Annotated in this window: 16 protein-coding genes and 1 riboswitch; of the genes, 7 read left to right on the forward strand and 9 right to left on the reverse strand. The window is 61.8% G+C overall.

The genetic code is table 11. The features are described 5' to 3' along the window. Positions 1–23: 23 nt before the first annotated feature. The 3 genes from GFU70_RS26655 to tkt form a co-directional block, all read right to left on the reverse strand. Positions 24–1,187: a phosphoglycerate kinase gene (locus GFU70_RS26655; protein WP_153389033.1), complete on the reverse strand. Its 1,164-nt coding sequence runs from the start codon at positions 1,185–1,187 to the stop codon at positions 24–26. A gap of 24 nt (positions 1,188–1,211) precedes the next feature. Further along, the gene (epd, locus tag GFU70_RS26660; RefSeq protein WP_116643666.1) at positions 1,212–2,267 is read right to left on the reverse strand and encodes an erythrose-4-phosphate dehydrogenase; all 1,056 of its coding nucleotides are present in this window, start codon (positions 2,265–2,267) and stop codon (positions 1,212–1,214) included. A 197-nt stretch (positions 2,268–2,464) separates the two neighbouring features. Next, positions 2,465–4,462 (reverse strand): transketolase, encoded by a 1,998-nt coding sequence (gene tkt / locus GFU70_RS26665; RefSeq protein WP_058544193.1) that lies wholly within the window; start codon positions 4,460–4,462, stop codon positions 2,465–2,467. A 270-nt stretch (positions 4,463–4,732) separates the two neighbouring features. On the opposite strand from tkt, the gene GFU70_RS26670 reads away from it, so the two are divergent. Together GFU70_RS26670 and metK are read left to right on the forward strand one after the other, a co-directional pair. Beyond that, entirely contained in the window at positions 4,733–5,728 is a 996-nt protein-coding gene (locus GFU70_RS26670; RefSeq protein ID WP_058544194.1) for an ArsR/SmtB family transcription factor, read from the forward strand. A 19-nt stretch (positions 5,729–5,747) separates the two neighbouring features. Beyond that, positions 5,748–6,938: a methionine adenosyltransferase gene (gene metK / locus GFU70_RS26675; protein WP_058544195.1), complete on the forward strand. Its 1,191-nt coding sequence runs from the start codon at positions 5,748–5,750 to the stop codon at positions 6,936–6,938. A gap of 224 nt (positions 6,939–7,162) precedes the next feature. Here the strand turns inward: metK and GFU70_RS26680 are convergent, their stop codons facing one another. Beyond that, a complete protein-coding gene (locus GFU70_RS26680) occupies positions 7,163–7,783 on the reverse strand; it encodes a LysE family translocator (RefSeq protein ID WP_058544196.1) in 621 nt (206 codons plus the stop codon). 206 nt (positions 7,784–7,989) lie between these two features. Here GFU70_RS26680 and ligB point away from each other — a divergent pair, with 206 nt between their 5' ends. Both ligB and GFU70_RS26690 read left to right on the forward strand, forming a co-directional pair. Continuing rightward, positions 7,990–9,663, forward strand: a complete 1,674-nt coding sequence (ligB, locus tag GFU70_RS26685) for an NAD-dependent DNA ligase LigB (RefSeq protein ID WP_058544197.1) — start codon at positions 7,990–7,992, stop codon at positions 9,661–9,663. Between the two features lie 90 nt (positions 9,664–9,753). Further along, positions 9,754–10,149, forward strand: coding sequence for a DUF1090 domain-containing protein (locus GFU70_RS26690; protein ID WP_058544198.1), 396 nt, complete (start codon positions 9,754–9,756; stop codon positions 10,147–10,149). Between the two features lie 82 nt (positions 10,150–10,231). Here GFU70_RS26690 and GFU70_RS26695 read toward each other — a convergent pair whose 3' ends face one another. Next, positions 10,232–10,681 (reverse strand): c-type cytochrome, encoded by a 450-nt coding sequence (locus tag GFU70_RS26695; protein ID WP_058544199.1) that lies wholly within the window; start codon positions 10,679–10,681, stop codon positions 10,232–10,234. A 125-nt stretch (positions 10,682–10,806) separates the two neighbouring features. On the opposite strand from GFU70_RS26695, the gene GFU70_RS26700 reads away from it, so the two are divergent. Then, the gene (locus GFU70_RS26700) at positions 10,807–11,994 is read left to right on the forward strand and encodes a murein transglycosylase A (RefSeq protein WP_058544200.1); all 1,188 of its coding nucleotides are present in this window, start codon (positions 10,807–10,809) and stop codon (positions 11,992–11,994) included. A 153-nt stretch (positions 11,995–12,147) separates the two neighbouring features. On the opposite strand, the gene GFU70_RS26705 is transcribed toward GFU70_RS26700, so the two are convergent. Both GFU70_RS26705 and GFU70_RS26710 read right to left on the reverse strand, forming a co-directional pair. Continuing rightward, positions 12,148–12,531: an MAPEG family protein gene (locus GFU70_RS26705; RefSeq protein WP_058544201.1), complete on the reverse strand. Its 384-nt coding sequence runs from the start codon at positions 12,529–12,531 to the stop codon at positions 12,148–12,150. 52 nt (positions 12,532–12,583) lie between these two features. After that, on the reverse strand, positions 12,584–13,417 hold the full coding sequence (locus GFU70_RS26710) for an EamA family transporter (protein ID WP_116643663.1): 834 nt from the start codon (positions 13,415–13,417) through the stop codon (positions 12,584–12,586). A gap of 321 nt (positions 13,418–13,738) precedes the next feature. Between GFU70_RS26710 and GFU70_RS26715 the strand changes: the two genes are divergently transcribed. Beyond that, complete coding sequence (locus GFU70_RS26715) at positions 13,739–14,908, forward strand: MFS transporter (protein ID WP_153389034.1); 1,170 nt, start codon at positions 13,739–13,741, stop codon at positions 14,906–14,908. On the opposite strand, the gene GFU70_RS26720 is transcribed toward GFU70_RS26715, so the two are convergent. Beyond that, positions 14,859–15,743 carry a formate/nitrite transporter family protein gene (locus GFU70_RS26720; protein WP_153389035.1) on the reverse strand — a complete coding sequence of 295 codons (885 nt, stop codon included), beginning with the start codon at positions 15,741–15,743 and terminating at the stop codon, positions 14,859–14,861. The two genes, GFU70_RS26715 and GFU70_RS26720, sit on opposite strands and share 50 nt — an antisense overlap. Positions 15,744–15,835: 92 nt before the next feature. Continuing rightward, complete coding sequence (locus GFU70_RS26725; RefSeq protein ID WP_058544205.1) at positions 15,836–16,237, reverse strand: acyl-CoA thioesterase; 402 nt, start codon at positions 16,235–16,237, stop codon at positions 15,836–15,838. Between the two features lie 192 nt (positions 16,238–16,429). Beyond that, positions 16,430–16,537: riboswitch (S-adenosyl-L-homocysteine riboswitch) on the forward strand. Positions 16,538–16,560: 23 nt separating this feature from the next. Here GFU70_RS26725 and ahcY point away from each other — a divergent pair. Further along, positions 16,561–17,970, forward strand: a complete 1,410-nt coding sequence (gene ahcY, locus GFU70_RS26730) for an adenosylhomocysteinase (protein WP_153389036.1) — start codon at positions 16,561–16,563, stop codon at positions 17,968–17,970. The last annotated feature ends 38 nt before the right edge of the window (positions 17,971–18,008 follow it).

Below are 18,008 nucleotides of genomic sequence, written 5' to 3' on the forward strand. Positions count from 1 at the left end.
TCCTTTGCCTGGTCAACGCAGCTTCAAGCCTTGGCCCGGCTTTCCAGGACTTCCACGGCAGGCAACACTTTGCCTTCGACGAACTCCAGGAATGCGCCGCCGCCGGTAGAAATGTAGGAGATCTGCGAGGCCACGCCATATTTGTCGATGGCCGCCAGGGTGTCGCCGCCGCCAGCGATGGAGAATGCGTCGCTCTCGGCGATGGCCTGGGCCAGCACCTTGGTGCCGTTGCCGAACTGGTCGAACTCGAACACGCCGACCGGACCGTTCCACAGGATAGTCTTGGAAGATTTCAGCAGTTCGGCGAAGTTGGCTGCGGTTTGCGGGCCGATGTCGAGGATCATGTCGTCCTCGGCTACGTCATCGATCAGCTTGACGGTGGCGGTGGCGCTTTCTGCGAATTCCTTGGCCACGACCACGTCCACCGGCAACGGCACGCTGACCTTGGCGGCGATTTCCCGGGCGGTGTCCAGCAGGTCCGGCTCGTACAGGGATTTGCCGACCGGGTGACCGGCCGCGGCGAGGAAGGTGTTGGCGATGCCGCCACCGACGATCAACTGGTTGCAGACCTGGCTCAGACTGTTGAGCACGTCCAGCTTGGTGGAGACCTTGGAGCCGGCAACGATGGCCGCCATCGGCTGGGCCGGGGAGCCCAGGGCCTTGCCCAGTGCGTCCAGTTCAGCAGCCAGCAACGGGCCTGCGGCGGCGATTTTGGCGAACTTCGCCACGCCATGGGTCGAACCCTCGGCGCGGTGGGCGGTGCCGAACGCGTCCATCACGAACACGTCGCACAGGGCAGCGTATTGCTGGGCCAGCTCGTCGGCGTTCTTTTTCTCGCCTTTGTTGAAACGCACGTTTTCGAACAGCACGACATCACCGGGCTTGACGTCCACGCCGCCCAAGTAGTCGGCCACCAGCGGCACGTCACGGCCCAGGGCACGGCTCAGGTAATCGGCGACAGGCTTGAGGCTGTTCTCGGCCGAAAATTCGCCCTCGGTCGGACGGCCCAGGTGCGAGCAGACCATCACTGCCGCACCTTTTTCCAGGGCCAGCTTGATGGTCGGCAGCGAAGCCAGGATACGCGCGTCGCTGGTGACAACACCGTCCTTGACGGGGACGTTGAGGTCTTCGCGGATCAGTACGCGCTTACCTTGCAGATCGAGGTCGGACATCTTCAACACGGTCATGGGTCGCAATTCCTGGGTAACTGTTTAGAGAGCAGGTTTTTTAGAAGCGGTTTGCAGGTAATGCTCGGCAACGTCCAGCATTCGGTTGGCAAACCCCCATTCGTTGTCGAACCAGGCCAGGATGTTCACTAGCCGAGGCCCGGAAACACGGGTCTGGCTGGCATCGACAATGGCCGAATGCGGGTCATGGTTAAAATCACAACTGGCATGAGGCAACTCGGTGTAGGCCAGAAGGCCTTTGAGCGGACCGCTAGTGGCGGCTTCGCGCAGGATCCGGTTGACCTCGGTGGCGTCGGTATCGCTCACGGTCTGCATCGTAATGTCGAGGCAGGACACGTTGACCGTCGGCACCCGCACGGCTTTGGCCTGAATTCGCCCGGCAAGTTCCGGCAACAGCCGTTCGATGCCGCGCGCCAGACCAGTGGACACCGGAATCACCGACTGGAACGCCGAACGGGTGCGGCGCAAGTCTTCATGGTGGTAGGCGTCGATCACCGGCTGGTCGTTCATCGCCGAGTGAATGGTGGTGATCGACACATATTCCAGGCCAATGGCCTGGTCCAGCAGGCGCAACAGCGGTACACCGCAATTGGTGGTGCAGGACGCGTTGGACACCAGCAACTCGTCGCCGGTCAGGCAATCCTGGTTCACACCGTAGACGATAGTGGCATCCACGTCCGCTTCACTGGCCATCGGCTGGGAAAACAGCACCCGTGGCGCGCCAGCAGCGAGAAAACGCTGGCCGTCTTCGCGGGTGTTATAGGCACCGGAGCACTCGAGCACCAGATCGACATCCAGGGACGCCCAATCGATGCTTTCGGGGGTGGCACTGCGCAGGACTTTCACGCAGTCGCCATTAATATGCAGACAATCGCCCTCGACCCGCACTTCGCCGGGAAACCGGCCGTGGGTGGAGTCAAAGCGTGTCAGGTATTCGATGCTGGCCATGTCGGCCAGATCATTGATCGCCACGATCTCGAAACCAGCCTTGGCCCCTCGCTCGAACAACGCACGCAAGACGCAACGACCTATCCGGCCGTAGCCGTTGAGTGCAACTTTGTAGGGACGCGGTTGGGGCATGGGGTTCTCGATAGTCGCGGGAAACGAATTCGTGCTGACCACACAAATCCCTGTAGGAGCTGACGAGTGAAACGAGGCTGCGATCTTTCCCCCAACGCTTGAATCTCAAGTGAAAGATCAAGATCAAAGGATCGCAGCCTCGCTACACTCGTCAGCTCCTACAGGAAGCGCGGTGGTCTCGGCCACCGCCTCGTGTCTTAGTCTTCCAGCAGCTCTTCAGCCTGGCCCAGGATATTTTCCAGGGTGAAGCCGAATTCCTCGAACAGCGCCGGCGCAGGTGCCGATTCGCCGTAGGTGGTCATGCCGATCACGCGACCTTCCAGGCCCACGTACTTGTACCAGTAATCGGCATGAGCAGCCTCGATGGCGATCCGCGCACTGACCTGCAATGGCAACACCGCTTGCTTGTAGCCAGCATCCTGGGCGTCGAACACGCTGGTGCAAGGCATGGACACTACGCGCACGTTGCGGCCCTGCTCGGTCAGCTTGTCGTAGGCCTGGACGGCCAGGCCGACTTCGGAACCGGTGGCGATCAGGATCAGCTCAGGCTCGCCAATGCAGTCCTTGAGCACGTAGCCGCCGCGGGTGATGTCACCGATCTGGTCGGCATCGCGGTTCTGGTGCTGCAAGTTCTGGCGGGAGAAGATCAGCGCCGACGGGCCATCGTTACGCTCGATGGCGTATTTCCATGCCACTGCCGACTCCACGGCATCGCATGGGCGCCAGGTGTCCAGGTTCGGCGTGCAACGCAGGCTCGCCAGTTGCTCGATCGGCTGGTGAGTCGGGCCGTCTTCGCCCAGGCCGATGGAGTCGTGGGTGAACACGTAGAGCACGCGCTTTTTCATCAGCGCCGACATGCGCACGGCGTTGCGGGCGTATTCCATGAACATCAGGAAGGTCGCGCCGTAAGGTACCAGGCCGCCATGCAAGGCCACGCCGTTCATGATTGCGCTCATGCCGAACTCGCGAACGCCGTAGTACATGTAGTTGCCGCTGGCGTCTTCAGCGCTGACACCTTTGCAGCCTTTCCACAGGGTCAGGTTGGAACCGGCCAGGTCGGCCGAACCGCCCAGCAGTTCCGGCAGCAATGGGCCAAAGGCGTTCAAGGCGTTCTGGCTGGCCTTGCGGCTGGCGATGGTTTCGCCCTTGGCGGCGACCTCAGCGATGTACGCCGAGGCTTTTTCGGCGAAGTCCGCCGGCAGCTCGCCGCTGAGGCGACGCACCAGTTCATTGGCCAGCTCAGGGAATTCGGCGGAATACGCGGCGAAGCGCTGATCCCATTCGGCCTCGAGCGCGCGGCCTTTTTCCTTGGCATCCCATTCGGCATAGATGTCGGCCGGGATTTCGAACGGGCCGTGGTTCCACTTCAGTGCGGCGCGGGTCAGGGCGATTTCCTCGGCACCCAGTGGTGCGCCGTGGCAGTCTTCCTTGCCTTGTTTGTTCGGCGAGCCGAAACCGATGGTGGTCTTGCAGCAGATCAGGGTCGGCTGGGCGCTTTTGCGGGCCGTCTCGATGGCGGTCTTGATCTCTTCCGGATCGTGGCCGTCGACGTTGCGGATCACCAGCCAGTTGTAGGCTTCGAAGCGCTTGGGGGTGTCGTCGGTGAACCAGCCTTCGACTTCGCCATCGATGGAGATGCCGTTGTCGTCATAGAAGGCGATCAGCTTGTCCAGGCCCAGGGTGCCGGCCAGGGAGGCGACTTCATGGGAAATGCCTTCCATCATGCAGCCATCACCCAGGAATACGTAGGTGTGGTGATCGACGACGTTATGGCCTGGGCGGTTGAATTGCGCTGCCAGGACTTTTTCCGCCAGGGCAAAGCCCACGGCGTTGGCAAGACCCTGGCCCAATGGACCGGTGGTGGTTTCCACGCCTGGGGTGTAGCCGTATTCCGGGTGGCCCGGGGTGCGACTGTGCAGTTGGCGGAAGTTCTTCAGGTCATCGATCGACAGGTCGTAGCCGGTCAGGTGCAGCAGCGAGTAGATCAACATCGAGCCGTGACCGTTGGACAGTACGAAACGGTCACGGTCGGCAAACGATGGGTTGCTCGGGCTGTGCTTGAGGTAGTCGCGCCAAAGCACCTCGGCGATATCCGCCATACCCATGGGGGCACCGGGATGGCCGCTGTTGGCTTTCTGCACGGCATCCATGCTGAGGGCACGAATGGCATTGGCACGCTCACGACGGCTGGGCATCGCTGTTCTCCTGCGGGTATTGAATCGAGAATGAATAAAACGAAACTGAAAAAGGCGAGCATTTTCCCTCACCCACCCGCCCCGGGGCAATGACAGATAGTCATCCTTGGGTGTTTTTCCGGTGGATAAAGTCGCATTCGCCAGGTGAAACCTTTCCGCTGATGGCTTGTAGAGTCAAGCACGGGTTGGGAAGTGCCATTTATCTACCAATATCAAAACTTTTTGATATTGGACTTGCGGGGTTCCAGTCCCCTCACTAGACTGCCGCACATGAACTTACCTGCGCCTTCCATTCGCCATGACGACTGCGATGAGCTGGCGGCCCTTTGCAAGGCCGGCGGCGATCCGTTGCGGCTCAATGTATTGCGCGCCCTGGCCAACGATTCGTTCGGCGTGCTGGAGCTGGCGCAGATCTTCGGCATCGGTCAGTCCGGCATGAGCCACCACCTCAAGGTCCTGGCCCAGGCCGACCTGGTGGCGACCCGCCGCGAAGGCAACGCCATTTTCTATCGCCGCGCCCTGCCCCACACCGACCTGCTGGGCGGCAAGCTGCACGCCGCGCTGCTGGACGAAGTGGACGCGCTGAACCTGCCGACGGACGTGCAGGCTCGCATCGCCCAGGTACACGGGCAACGGGCCGCCGCCAGCCAGGACTTCTTCGCACGGGTCGCCGAGAAGTTTCGCGCCCAGCAAGACCTGATCGCGGGATTGCCGCAATACCGCGAAAGCGTCGTGGCGCTGCTCGACAAACTAAGCTTCGAACCCACGGCCACGGCGATCGAAGTCGGCCCCGGCGATGGCGCCTTTCTGCCAGAGCTGGCACAACGTTTCAGCCAGGTGACGGCGCTGGACAACAGCCCGGCCATGCTCGAGCTGGCGCGCCAGGTGTGTGAACGCGAGGCCCTGGCTAACGTCAGCCTGCAACTGGCCGATGCACTGGATGGCATGAGCCTGCAGGCCGACTGCGTGGTATTGAACATGGTGCTGCATCATTTCGCCGCGCCGGCCGATGCCCTCAGGCACATGGCCGGCCTGCTGCAACCGGGCGGCAGCTTGCTGGTGACCGAGTTATGCAGCCACAACCAGAGCTGGGCCAGGGAGGCCTGTGGCGATCTCTGGCTCGGCTTTGAACAGGACGACCTGGCCCGCTGGGCCACCGCTGCGGGCCTCGTGCCCGGGGAAAGCCTCTATGTAGGCTTACGTAATGGTTTCCAGATCCAGGTTCGCCACTTTCAGCGGCCCACTGGCGACACTCACCAACGGTAACTTGTAGGAAAACATCGAGATGAGCGAATACTCCCTTTTCACCTCCGAGTCCGTGTCTGAAGGGCATCCGGACAAAATCGCCGACCAGATTTCTGATGCGGTGCTGGACGCCATCATTGCTGAAGACAAGTTCGCCCGCGTGGCGTGCGAGACTCTGGTGAAAACGGGCGTGGCGATCATCGCCGGCGAAGTCACCACGTCGGCCTGGGTCGACCTGGAACAGATCGTCCGGGACGTCATCCTGGGCATTGGCTACAACAGCTCCGACGTCGGCTTCGACGGCGCGACCTGTGGCGTCATGAACATCATTGGCAAGCAGTCCCCCGACATCAACCAGGGCGTTGATCGGGCCAAGCCTGAAGACCAGGGCGCCGGCGACCAGGGCCTGATGTTCGGCTACGCCAGCAACGAGACCGACGTGCTGATGCCGGCCCCGATCACCTTCTCGCACCAGTTGGTTCAACGCCAGGCCGAGGCCCGTAAATCCGGCCTGCTGCCTTGGCTGCGTCCGGACGCCAAGTCTCAGGTGACCTGCCGTTACGAAGGCGGCAGGGTGGTCGGTATCGATGCCGTCGTGCTGTCGACCCAACACAACCCGGAAGTGTCCTACAAGGACCTGCGCGAAGGCGTGATGGAGCTGATCGTCAAGCATGTGCTGCCTGCCGAGCTGCTGTCCAAGGACACCCAGTTCCACATCAACCCGACCGGCCAGTTCATCATCGGCGGCCCGGTGGGTGACTGCGGCCTGACCGGCCGCAAGATCATCGTCGACAGCTACGGCGGCATGGCCCGTCACGGCGGCGGCGCGTTCTCCGGCAAGGACCCATCGAAGGTTGACCGTTCGGCCGCCTACGCCGGTCGCTATGTCGCCAAGAACATCGTCGCCGCCGGCCTGGCCGAGCGCTGCGAGATCCAGGTGTCCTACGCCATTGGCGTGGCCCAGCCTACGTCGATCTCGCTGAACACCTTCGGCACCGGCAAGATCGGCGATGACAAGATCATCAACCTGGTCCGTGAAGTGTTCGACCTGCGTCCGTACGCCATCACCACCATGCTCGACCTGCTGCACCCGATGTACCAGGACACCGCTGCCTATGGTCACTTCGGTCGTACGCCACAGACCAAGACCTGGGGTGACGATACCTTCACCACCTTCACCTGGGAAAAAACCGACCGCGCCGACGCCCTGCGCGCCGCTGCCGGCCTGTAATACCCGCGTGTAAAGAAAAAGCCCCTGGCGACTGGGTCGTCAGGGGCTTTTTCATGCCAGGTGCTTGGCTACTCAGAGGGTAAAGTCATGCCAGGCTCTTGTGGCGAGAGAATTTATCTGTGGGAGCAAGGCTTGCCCGCGATGAAAACAACGCGGTTGCTGCGGTAACGAGGCGCCTGTGTCGCGAGCAAGCCTTGCTCCCAAAAACCCCCTCGCCATGGCGCTCATGATCGCCGTGCCACCAGCAAAAACGAAGCCGCACTGGCCAGCAGTCCCGCGCACATCCGATTGAACAGGCGCTTGCCACTGGGACGGGCGAACAACCGCCGCGCGTAAATGCCCATGTAGCAATACAAGCCGATGGCGATGCACTCCAGCGCCAGGAACAAGCCTCCCAGCACGGCGAATTGTTGGGTGACGGTGCCTGTACGGTCGACGAATTGCGGCAGGAACGCGGTAAACAACAGGATCGCCTTCGGATTGCCGATCGCCACCAGGAACTCCTGGCGCGCCAGGCCGGCCCGGCTCATCGACGCGACCGCGGCTTCGCTGCCGGCCTCAGGCTGGGCCCGCCACAACTGCACAGCCAGATAGAACAGGTAGCCGGCACCGACGAGCTTGATCCCCAGGAACAACAACTCCGAGGTGTGCAGCACAGCGGTGAGCCCCACCGCTGCCAGGGCGATCATGATCGCAAACGCCAGCAACCGACCAATGCCGCCACTGCACGCCCGGACGAAGCCATACCGCGAGGCGTTGCTGATGGACAGCAGGTTGTTCGGCCCCGGCGCCATGTTCAGCGCAAAGCAGGCCGGGATGAAAACAGCGAGTGTCGTCAGTTCCATCGGGAGCACTCCAGGCAGAGGCGAATCGAAGGTCCATTCTGCGCCGGTCGTTGACGAGGACAAGGCACAGTTGCGCGACTAAATCGCCGCGCACTGTACCGCCGCGACTTTGCCAGCAGGCACCGTAAAATCCGGTAACGCTCCAGGCCTCGCAACTTCCGGGACGGTGGCTAGCCTTCAGTACTCAACCGAGCAAGGATGCTTCGATGCCACCGTTTCTGTATGCACTCGCCTGTCTTGTCTGCATCACCCTTCCCGCAGTCGCCGCGCCCTGCCCCGACTGGCCCACTGAACGCGCCCGTGCCGAAGTCGCCGCGCTGCAACAGCAAATCGATACCTGGGACGACAGTTATCATCGCCTCGGCCAATCGCTGGTGGCCGATGAACTGTATGATCAATCCCGCACAGAGTTGGGCCAATGGCGCCGCTGTTTCAACCTCGCGGCGTCCGACGAGCCGCTGCGCTCCGCGGGCGGAAAGGTGCCGCACCCCGTTGTCCATACCGGCCTGGAAAAACTCAAGGATGCCGACGCCGTAGGGGCTTGGCTGCACGGTCGAGAGGACGTCTGGGCCCAGCCGAAAGTCGACGGCGTGGCGGTAACCCTGGTTTACCGCAAGGGGCGCCTGCATCAGGCAATCAGCCGTGGCGATGGTGTCCAAGGACACGACTGGACCACGAATGCGCGCAAGATTGGCGCCATCCCGCAACGACTGCGCCAGCCTGTAGACCTGGTGGTCCAGGGCGAGTTGTACTGGCACCTGCAAGCCCATGTCCAAGCCAGCAGCGGCAGCTTGAACGCCCGCGGGACCATGGCCGGCTTGATGGCACGCAGCAATCTGACGGTGCACGATGGTGTGTATATCGGCCTGTTTGTCTGGGATTGGCCACAAGGGCCGGACACCCTGCCCGAGCGAATGGCCGCACTGAGTGAGTTGGGCTTCGCTGACACCCTCGTCTATAACCAGCCTGTCCGGACATTGGCCGATGCCGAGCAGTGGCGCGACCACTGGTATCGCACCCCCCTGCCATTTGCCAGCGACGGGATCGTCCTGCGCCAGAGTCGCCGCCCACCCGCCGATCGCTGGCAGGCCCGGGCGCCATTCTGGAGCGTGGCCTGGAAGTATCCGTATGCCCAGGCCCTGGCCGAAGTGCGCAAGGTGCACTTCAAGATCGGTCGTACCGGACGCATCACCCCCGTACTGGAGCTTGAACGCATCCGGCTCGACGACCGGTGGATTCGCCGGGTAAGTGTCAGCTCCCTCAAGCGTTGGGAGGAGATGGACATTCGCCCCGGCGACCGGGTCGCTATCAGCCTGGCCGGGCTCACCATCCCGCGACTCGACGCGGTTGTGCTGCGCAGCCTCGAACGCCAGGACGTCAATGCCCCGGCAGCGGGTGACCATCACTTCTTGAGCTGCTGGCAAGCGACGCCCGGCTGTGAAAGCCAGTTCCTCGCACGCCTGGACTGGCTCAGTGGCAAGCACGGGCTCGCCCTGCCCCATGTCGGTCCCGGCACCTGGGAAAAACTCCTGGCTGCAGGTCGACTTCACGGATTGCTGGATTGGTTGACCCTTGATGCCGCCGAGCTTGCTAATATTGACGGCTTCGGCGAACGCAGTAGCGCCCGCTTGCTCGCCAGCCTGGACAGCGCCCGGCAACGCCCTTTCGGGCAATGGCTCAAGGCCCTGGGCCTGCCGCCCGTCGGTGAGGCCCGGTTGAAAGGGCCGTGGCAGACGCTGGCCGAGCGCAATACCGAACAATGGCAAGCCGAAGCCGGCATCGGACCGGGACGCGCCGCGCAGCTGAGCGCATTTTTTCGCGACCCACAGGTGCTGGCTTTGAGTGACGTATTACGCACCGCCGGGGTCGACGGTTTTTGATCCGGACCCCGTGCGGTTGAACCCAAGGGGCAAGCATGCGTTCCAACAGCGCATCGGTCCTGACCGCTCGCGATTTTTCACGGAGTTGCTATGAATTTCCTGTCCCCCGTTGCCCTGCTGGTGTTATGCAGCGCCATGGCCGCCCCTTTGATGGCGGACGAGCAAACCCCGGAGCTCACTGGTTGCGCGGCCAAGCGCCAGGGCATCATCAACCAGATCGAACTGGCCAAGTCCCGTGGTAACCAGGACCAGCAGGCCGGCCTGGAAACCGCATTGAATGAAGTCACCACCCATTGCACCGATGCGTCCTTGCGCAAGGAGCGTGAAAACAAGGTGCTCGATGCAAAACACGAGGTGAGCCGACGTCAGGCCGACCTGGAAAAGGCCATGAAGAAAGGCGACGCCGAGCGGATCAACAAACGCAAGGACAAGCTCGCGGCCTCCCGCAAGGAACTGCAGGAAGCGGTGGATGAGCTGGACAAGTGAACATTGAAAGGATCGCAGGTTCCTACAGGCTCAATGCGATCCCCTGCAGGGGCTGGCGAAGCCTGCGATCTTTCAAGCCATGTCAATGATCCCGAAACTCCTTATGACAGGCACTGCACGCATCCTCGACCTTCTGCACCGCCGGCCCCAGGTAACTGGCCTTGTAGGGTTGGACTTTGCTGGCGGTTACCAATTCACCGGTGGCGGCTTCAAGGTTGCGGGCCAGCTCCTGGAAACGCGCCTGCTTTTGCCAGACTTCATCCCGGGCACTGGTGTGGTCTTGCTCACGCACTTGCGGGAAGTGTTTCCACGGTTCATGGGAGAGTTGATCCAATTGCGCCGCGCCTTCGGCAAATCGTGCGCCATCGAATGGGACTCGGCCGCGCAACATGCCGCCCAACTCTTCGTTGGTCTTGAGCATCTGCTTGAAGATAGCCTTGCGCTGGCCAAGGGGAGAATTGGGATCGACGCCGCCACAGGCGGACAACATCAGGCAGGCCAGTACGGCCATGGAAAATCGTTTTACAAACATCTTGGCCTCGGAGCAGGAAACGGCAATTAGTATCCTCGGATCATCGGTAAAGACCAATGGCCCTATCAACAATACGGGTTGTTCGAGCGCCTGACTGCCTACGAATGACTGCAAAGGAAATTTTCATGAACAGCCGCATCAAGACCTGGCACAAAGGCCTGGCATTGGCCCTACCGCTGATCGCACTGTTGGCCGGTTGTAATCGCGGCGAAAAGGTCGAAAAACCTCAGACCCACGCCGTCGCCACCTATGTCAGTGCACCCTGGGAGGCGTTGCCGTCGGTGTCCGATGCAGACCTGCTGGCCGGTTTCGGTTCCTGGCGCAGTGCCTGCACCCGGCTCAAGGCCGATGCGACCTGGGGCCCAACCTGCGCGGCAGCAGCCAATGTGCCGCAAACCGCACAGGGTGTACGCAATTTCCTGAAACAGAACCTGGACGTCTATGGCCTGCGCTCGGGCGACAACAGCCCCAACGGCCTGATTACCGGCTACTACGAACCGGTCTACCCCGGCAGCCTCACCCAGACCGCCACGGCGAATATCCCGGTCTACGGTGTGCCGGAGGACATGATCATTGTGTCGCTGGACAGCATTTACCCTGAGCTCAAAGGCAAACGCCTGCGTGGCCGCCTCGAAGGCCGGGTGCTCAAGCCATACGACGACGCGGCCACCATCGAAACCAACGGGGTGAAGGCACCGGTCATCGCTTGGCTGACCGACCCCATGAACCTGCAATTCCTGCAGATCCAGGGTTCGGGACGCATTCGACTCGACGATGGCCGCCAACTGCGCATCGGTTATGCCGACCAGAACGGCCACCCTTATCGGCCTATCGGACGCTGGCTGGTCGAGCAGGGCGAGCTGAAGAAAGAGGACGTGACCATGGGTACCATCAGTGCCTGGGCCAAGGCCAACCCGAACCGTATTCCCGAATTGCTGGGCAGCAACCCCAGCTACGTGTTCTTCAACCGTAACCCCGACAGCAACGAAGGCCCGCGAGGCTCGCTGAATGTCCCGCTGACCGCCGGCTACAGCGTGGCGGTGGACCGCAAGGTGATTCCACTGGGCAGCCTACTCTGGCTATCCACCACGCGCCCCGACGGCAGCGCCTTGAACCGGCCCGTCGCCGCCCAGGACACTGGCGGTGCAATTGCCGGCGAAGTGCGGGCGGACCTGTTCTGGGGCACTGGCGAGGCGGCCGGGCAACTGGCCGGGGACATGAAACAACAAGGCCAGATCTGGATGCTCTGGCCCAAGGGCATGGCGTTGCCGCAAGTGCCGCAGGTGGCGAATGCGGTGACCGCCAATCCCTAGGAATGGGTTGACCGTGCTTCCGCCTTCGCGAGCAAGCCCGCTCCCACATTTGATCTCCAATGGACGCAACATTTGTGAGCGACCTGAGATCAGTGTGGGAGCGGGCTTGCTCGCGAAGAGGCCAGTACAGGCGCCTTGATTCAAAAACCAGGCTCAGACCGAAACAAAGAAGAAACTCAAGACCAACCCAGCCCCCACGAACCACACCAGCGAACGCAGGATCGCCCAGTCCGCCAGATAGCAAATGATGTAGAGCAGGCGACTGGTGATGAACAGCACCGCCAGCACATTGATGGTCACCAGCTCGGCATTGCCAGCCAGGTGCGCGACGATCACGGCGGCGGCAAAAAACGGGCTGATTTCGAAGCTGTTCAGTTGCGCAGCGTATGCCCGTCGGGGGGCGCCTTCGAGTGTGTCCAGAAAGTCCCGAGGGTCGTTGTTATCTGCCAGCCTGTATCGTCCACCGATCTTGGCAATGGCGATGCACAGGTAAGGCAGGATAAAGGCAATCAAAATACACCACAGGGCAACCGTCATTGATGCAGTTCCTTCTTTGGGTTTTATAGAAAATCGCGAGTTCGGGCGCCGGTCAGAACTTCATCACCAGCATGCCAACCAACACCAGCCCGCAGGCTAAGAGCCGCGGCAAGCCGAAAGGTTCTTTCAAGTAACGCATGCCGAACAGCACCACCAGGATCACGCTGACTTCCCGCAGCGCGGCCGCCTCGGCGATCGAGCCCAGTTGCATGGCCCACAGCACCAGAGCGTAGCTGAACAATACGCAGAATCCGACCGCCAACCCCAACCGCCACTGCTCACGCCAGAACCGCATGAACGCCGGCCGCTTGCTCACCAGCGCCAGCAACGGGAACGGCCAGGCACTGAGCAGCGTGACCCAGACCAGGTAATCCAGCGGATGGGACCAGCGCCGCAGAGCGTGGCCGTCGATAAAGGTGTAGCACCCGATGCACAGACCGATCAGCGCCACCACCGGCAGCATCGACCAGGGCAGCCGCTCGCCACCACCGCCCTGCCACAACAGGCAAAGCATGCCGAACGGGATCAGCAAAATGCCGATGACCTGCTGGGTCGTCAGGGCTTCACCGGCGAATATAAATGTCAGGGCCAGTACCACCAGCGGCGACAGGCCGCGCATCAGTGGATAGACCAACCCCAGGTCACCGACCCGATAAGCCTGGATCAGCAAATAGCGATACAGCAGCTCGAACGCCGCCGACGCCAGGATCCACGGCCAGATCTCCAACGGCGGCAACGCCACGAAACCCAGTGCCAACGCGACGAACAGCAAGGCGACGCTGTCCATGCACGCCACCACCAGCAAACGCTCGCCGCTGAACTTGATCAGCGTATTCCATGCCGCATGCAACAAAGCCGCGACCAACACCAAGGCCGTTGCAAGCACGGCACGCTCCTTATCTTGTCCCCCGCCCCGTAGGAGCTGTCGAGTGCAAACGAGGCTGCGATCTTTTGATCTTTCGCTTCAAACTCAATTGTCGGCGGAAAGATCGCAGCCTCGTTTGCACTCGACAGCTCCTACAGCTCCTACGCTCAGTAAGGCTCATGAATTGATTGGCTATCGTTTATACTGCAAACCGATCACGCCGCACTCAGTTGCGCATATTCCTATTCCAATAATCTCGCTGCTGTCCCATTCACTCGAATGGGTGCGCCGGCATGCGTATGCCTGATCCGGGCGTCAAGACTACAGACAGAGACCTTGCGCATGCCACTCGCCTTGCTTGCTTTGGCCGTCGCCGCTTTCGGCATCGGCACGACTGAATTCGTCATCATGGGCCTGTTGCCCGATGTCGCCCGGGACCTGGCCGTGAGCATTCCCCAGGCCGGGCTGTTGATTACCGGCTACGCCCTGGGCGTGGTGTTCGGCGCGCCGATCCTGGCGATTGGCACCGCCAACATGCCGCGCAAGGCCACGCTATTGGGCATGACCCTGATGTTCATCCTCGGCAATGTGCTCTGCGCCCTGGCGCCGAACTACGCCACGCTGATGGCCGCCCGGGTCATTACGGCCCTGTGCCACGGAGCGTTCTTTGGCATCGGCTCGGTGGTGGCGGCCGGGTTGGTGGCGCCGAACAAACGGGCCCAGGCGATTGCCATGATGTTCACCGGCCTGACCCTGGCAAACGTGCTGGGCGTGCCGTTGGGCACGGCCTTGGGTCAATACGCCGGTTGGCGTTCGACGTTCTGGGCGGTATCGGTGATCGGCGTGATCGCCGCCATCGCCCAATGGGTCTGGCTGCCCAGGGAAATCCCCATGGACAAAGCCAACCTGGCCAGCGAGTTCAAGGTGCTGGGCAAGGTCAACGTGTTACTCGCCCTGGGCATGAGCGTACTGGCCTCCACCAGTTTGTTCAGCGTGTTCACTTACATCGCGCCGATCCTGCAGGACATCACCGGTGTCAGCCCCCACGGCATCACCGTCATGTTGCTGTTGTTTGGCGTCGGCCTGACGGCGGGCAGTTTCCTCGGCGGGCGCCTGGCGGACCGGCGCCTGCTGCCTTCACTGGTGGCCATGGCCCTGGCCGTGGTGCTGGTGCTGGCGGCGTTCAGCCAGACCAGCCAATCGGTGATCCCGGCGGCGATCACCCTGGTGCTATGGGGCATCTTCGCCTTCGCCCTGTGCCCGATCCTGCAACTGCTGATCATCGACCAGGCCCATGAAGCACCCAACCTCGGCTCGACCCTGAACCAGAGTGCCTTCAATCTGGGCAACGCGGCAGGGGCGTGGATGGGTGGGCTAGTAGTGGCCAGTGGTGCCGACCTGGCGGATCTGCCGTGGACCGGGGCCCTGGTGGGCGGGCTAACCGTACTGGCCGCGCTGTATTTTATTTATCGCCAGCGTCATCTCGGCGCTGCGGCAAGCCTTGCCGACTGAGGGGCGTATTGGTCTCGCTGCGCACCTGTGCGTGGCTGATCAGCGCAAAGATGAAACTGCCGCCGATGATATTTCCCGCCAACGTCGGCCCGGCGAACACCATCCAGAAGTCCTCCCAGGACAATTGGCCGGCAAATACCAGATATGACACTTCGGCCGAGCCGACGACGATGTGGGTGAAATCCCCGAGCGCCATGAGGTAGGTGATCAGGATGATGATCCACATCTTGGCGCTTTCCATGGACGGGATCATCCAGACCATGGTGGCGATCATCCAGCCGGAAATGATGCCCTTGGCGAACATCTGGCCGGTGTCGTTCTCCATGACTTTGCGACCGATTTCCAGGAAGGCCTGGTCGGTGCGCTGATCGAAAATCGGCAGGTGCAACATGACGTAGGCCACCAGCAAGGTGCCGCACAGGTTGCCTACCAGCACCACGCCCCAGAGCCGCAACAGCCGGCCGAAGTTGCCCAGCGTGGGCTTGCTCATGATCGGCAGCACGGCGGTCAGGGTGTTTTCGGTGAACAACTGCTGGCGAGCCAGGATCACCGCGAGAAAGCCGGCGCAGTAACCAAAACTGGCGATGACCTTGAAGCCTTCGTGTTCCGGCAGCCGGGAGTTGAGCAACCCCATGGCCATCAGCGACAGGCCCATGGTCAACCCCGCCGCCAGGGCCGACCACCAGAGCGCGGCGATACTGCGCTCCAGTTCCTGATTGCCCTGGGTGCGGATGATTTCATGCAACACGGCCGCCCGCGGCGGCTGGTTGCGGTCGACTTCATGCTGCTCCTGAGCCGAGAGATCAGGGGTCTTGCCTTCTTTATGGGTGTCCATACAGCTCCTGAACCGGTGGCGTGATGTATCTACGACACGCGGCGCTCAGTGCTGTTCAGTATGGCCTGCTCGCGAAGGCAGCGTCGCCGATCTCACACCACGACATCGTCCTTGAACTGATCCTTGACGTAGGTGATCTCGGTCCGCCCATGCGGCGCAGGCAGGCCGTCTTCGCCAAGGTTGACGAAGACCATTTTCTCCACGGTCAGGATGCTCTTGCGGGTGATTTTATTGCGCACCTCGCAGGTCAGGGTGATGGAAGTACGGCCAAACTCGGTGGCGGTGATGCCCAGCTCGATGATGTCGCCCTGGCGCGAGGCGCTGACGAAGTTGATTTCCGAGATGTACTTGGTGACCACGCGCTGGTTGCCGAGCTGGACGATGGCGTAGATCGCTGCCTCCTCGTCGATCCAGCGCAACAGGCTGCCGCCGAACAGCGTGCCGTTGGGATTGAGGTCTTCGGGCTTGACCCATTTGCGGGTGTGGAAATTCATGATCACTCCTGAGTGTCTGGCCGTTGGATTGCTGCATCATGGCAGACCGCAGGGCCGGGCTCTACGTCGCGGCCCCTATGACGGTCATCGGCAATTTCGATTTGCCGACAGAAACCCTTTTGGAAGATCCGATTAGCCCGTTATAATCGCCACCGCTTTACCTCGGTCCACCCTTTGGACCGTTCCCGCCACCTGTCCGAGGGGCGCTGCAGCAGGCTCGACCTGTCAGGCTCGGATGGGGCGTTGTTTGTACGGGGGCTCCCCGCGCAGACACTAAACGCACAACGGCGCCCATTCGCATACATTACGAATGGAGGCTCTTCATGAGCGCTGTTATCACGCCTGCCGATTTTACCGACTACAAAGTCGCCGACATGTCCCTGGCTGCCTGGGGCCGTCGCGAAATCATCATCGCCGAATCCGAAATGCCAGCCCTGATGGGCCTGCGCCGCAAGTATGCCGGCGAGCAACCGCTCAAGGGCGCGAAGATCCTCGGCTGCATCCACATGACCATCCAGACCGCCGTGCTGATCGAAACCCTGGTTGCCCTGGGTGCCGAAGTGCGCTGGTCGTCCTGCAACATCTTCTCGACCCAGGACCAGGCCGCTGCCGCCATCGCCGCCGCCGGTATCCCGGTATTTGCCTGGAAAGGCGAGACCGAGCAAGAGTACGAGTGGTGCCTGGAGCAGACCATCCTCAAGGATGGCCAGCCGTGGGACACCAACATGATCCTCGACGACGGCGGCGACCTGACCGAGCTGCTGCACAAGAAGTACGCAGCCGTACTGGAAAACGTCCACGGTGTGACCGAGGAAACCACCACTGGCGTGCACCGTCTGCTGGACATGCTGGCCAAGGGCGAACTGAAGATCCCGGCCATCAACGTCAACGACTCGGTGACCAAGAGCAAGAACGACAACAAGTACGGCTGCCGTCACAGCCTCAACGACGCCATCAAGCGCGGCACCGACCACCTGCTGTCGGGCAAGCAGGCGCTGGTGATCGGCTACGGTGACGTGGGCAAGGGTTCGGCCCAGTCCCTGCGTCAGGAAGGCATGATCGTCAAGGTGTCCGAAGTCGATCCGATCTGCGCCATGCAGGCCTGCATGGACGGTTTCGAGTTGGTTTCGCCGTTCATCGACGGGATCAACGACGGCACCGGAGCCAGCATCGACAAGGCCCTGCTGGGCAAGATCGACCTGATCGTGACCACCACCGGCAACGTCAACGTCTGCGATGCCAACATGCTCAAGGCCCTGAAGAAGCGCGCCGTGGTCTGCAACATCGGTCACTTCGACAATGAAATCGACACCGCTTTCATGCGCAAGAACTGGGCATGGGAAGAAGTGAAGCCGCAGGTTCACAAGGTGCACCGCACCGGCACCGGCAGCTTCGACCCACAGAACGACGACTACCTGATCCTGCTGGCTGAAGGCCGCCTGGTTAACCTGGGCAACGCCACCGGCCACCCAAGCCGCATCATGGACGGCTCGTTCGCCAACCAGGTCCTGGCCCAGATCTTCCTGTTCGGCCAGAAATACGCCGACCTGTCGCCGGCCCAGAAAGCCGAGCGCCTGACCGTGGAAGTGCTGCCCAAGAAACTCGACGAAGAAGTGGCCCTGGAAATGGTCCGCGGTTTCGGCGGCGTGGTCACCAAACTGACCAAGCAACAGGCTGACTACATCGGCGTGACCGTCGAAGGCCCGTTCAAGCCGCACGCTTACCGCTACTGATCGGCTCTATTGCCTGCTCTCCCTGTGGGAGCGGGCCT

Origin of the sequence: Pseudomonas brassicacearum (assembly GCF_009601685.2) — a bacterium.
Taxonomy (GTDB): Bacteria; Pseudomonadota; Gammaproteobacteria; order Pseudomonadales; family Pseudomonadaceae; genus Aquipseudomonas; species Aquipseudomonas kilonensis_B.

Coding starts and splice junctions, on each gene's coding strand:
- GFU70_RS26695 (WP_058544199.1), bottom strand. CDS start 10,681: ATGTTTGTAAAACGATTTTCCATGGCCGTACTGGCCTGCCTGATGTTG.
- tkt (WP_058544193.1), bottom strand. CDS start 4,462: ATGCCCAGCCGTCGTGAGCGTGCCAATGCCATTCGTGCCCTCAGCATG.
- GFU70_RS26725 (WP_058544205.1), bottom strand. CDS start 16,237: ATGAATTTCCACACCCGCAAATGGGTCAAGCCCGAAGACCTCAATCCC.
- GFU70_RS26670 (WP_058544194.1), top strand. CDS start 4,733: ATGAACTTACCTGCGCCTTCCATTCGCCATGACGACTGCGATGAGCTG.
- ahcY (WP_153389036.1), top strand. CDS start 16,561: ATGAGCGCTGTTATCACGCCTGCCGATTTTACCGACTACAAAGTCGCC.
- metK (WP_058544195.1), top strand. CDS start 5,748: ATGAGCGAATACTCCCTTTTCACCTCCGAGTCCGTGTCTGAAGGGCAT.
- GFU70_RS26720 (WP_153389035.1), bottom strand. CDS start 15,743: ATGGACACCCATAAAGAAGGCAAGACCCCTGATCTCTCGGCTCAGGAG.
- GFU70_RS26680 (WP_058544196.1), bottom strand. CDS start 7,783: ATGGAACTGACGACACTCGCTGTTTTCATCCCGGCCTGCTTTGCGCTG.
- GFU70_RS26715 (WP_153389034.1), top strand. CDS start 13,739: ATGCCACTCGCCTTGCTTGCTTTGGCCGTCGCCGCTTTCGGCATCGGC.
- epd (WP_116643666.1), bottom strand. CDS start 2,267: ATGCCCCAACCGCGTCCCTACAAAGTTGCACTCAACGGCTACGGCCGG.
- ligB (WP_058544197.1), top strand. CDS start 7,990: ATGCCACCGTTTCTGTATGCACTCGCCTGTCTTGTCTGCATCACCCTT.
- GFU70_RS26705 (WP_058544201.1), bottom strand. CDS start 12,531: ATGACGGTTGCCCTGTGGTGTATTTTGATTGCCTTTATCCTGCCTTAC.
- GFU70_RS26700 (WP_058544200.1), top strand. CDS start 10,807: ATGAACAGCCGCATCAAGACCTGGCACAAAGGCCTGGCATTGGCCCTA.
- GFU70_RS26690 (WP_058544198.1), top strand. CDS start 9,754: ATGAATTTCCTGTCCCCCGTTGCCCTGCTGGTGTTATGCAGCGCCATG.
- GFU70_RS26655 (WP_153389033.1), bottom strand. CDS start 1,187: ATGACCGTGTTGAAGATGTCCGACCTCGATCTGCAAGGTAAGCGCGTA.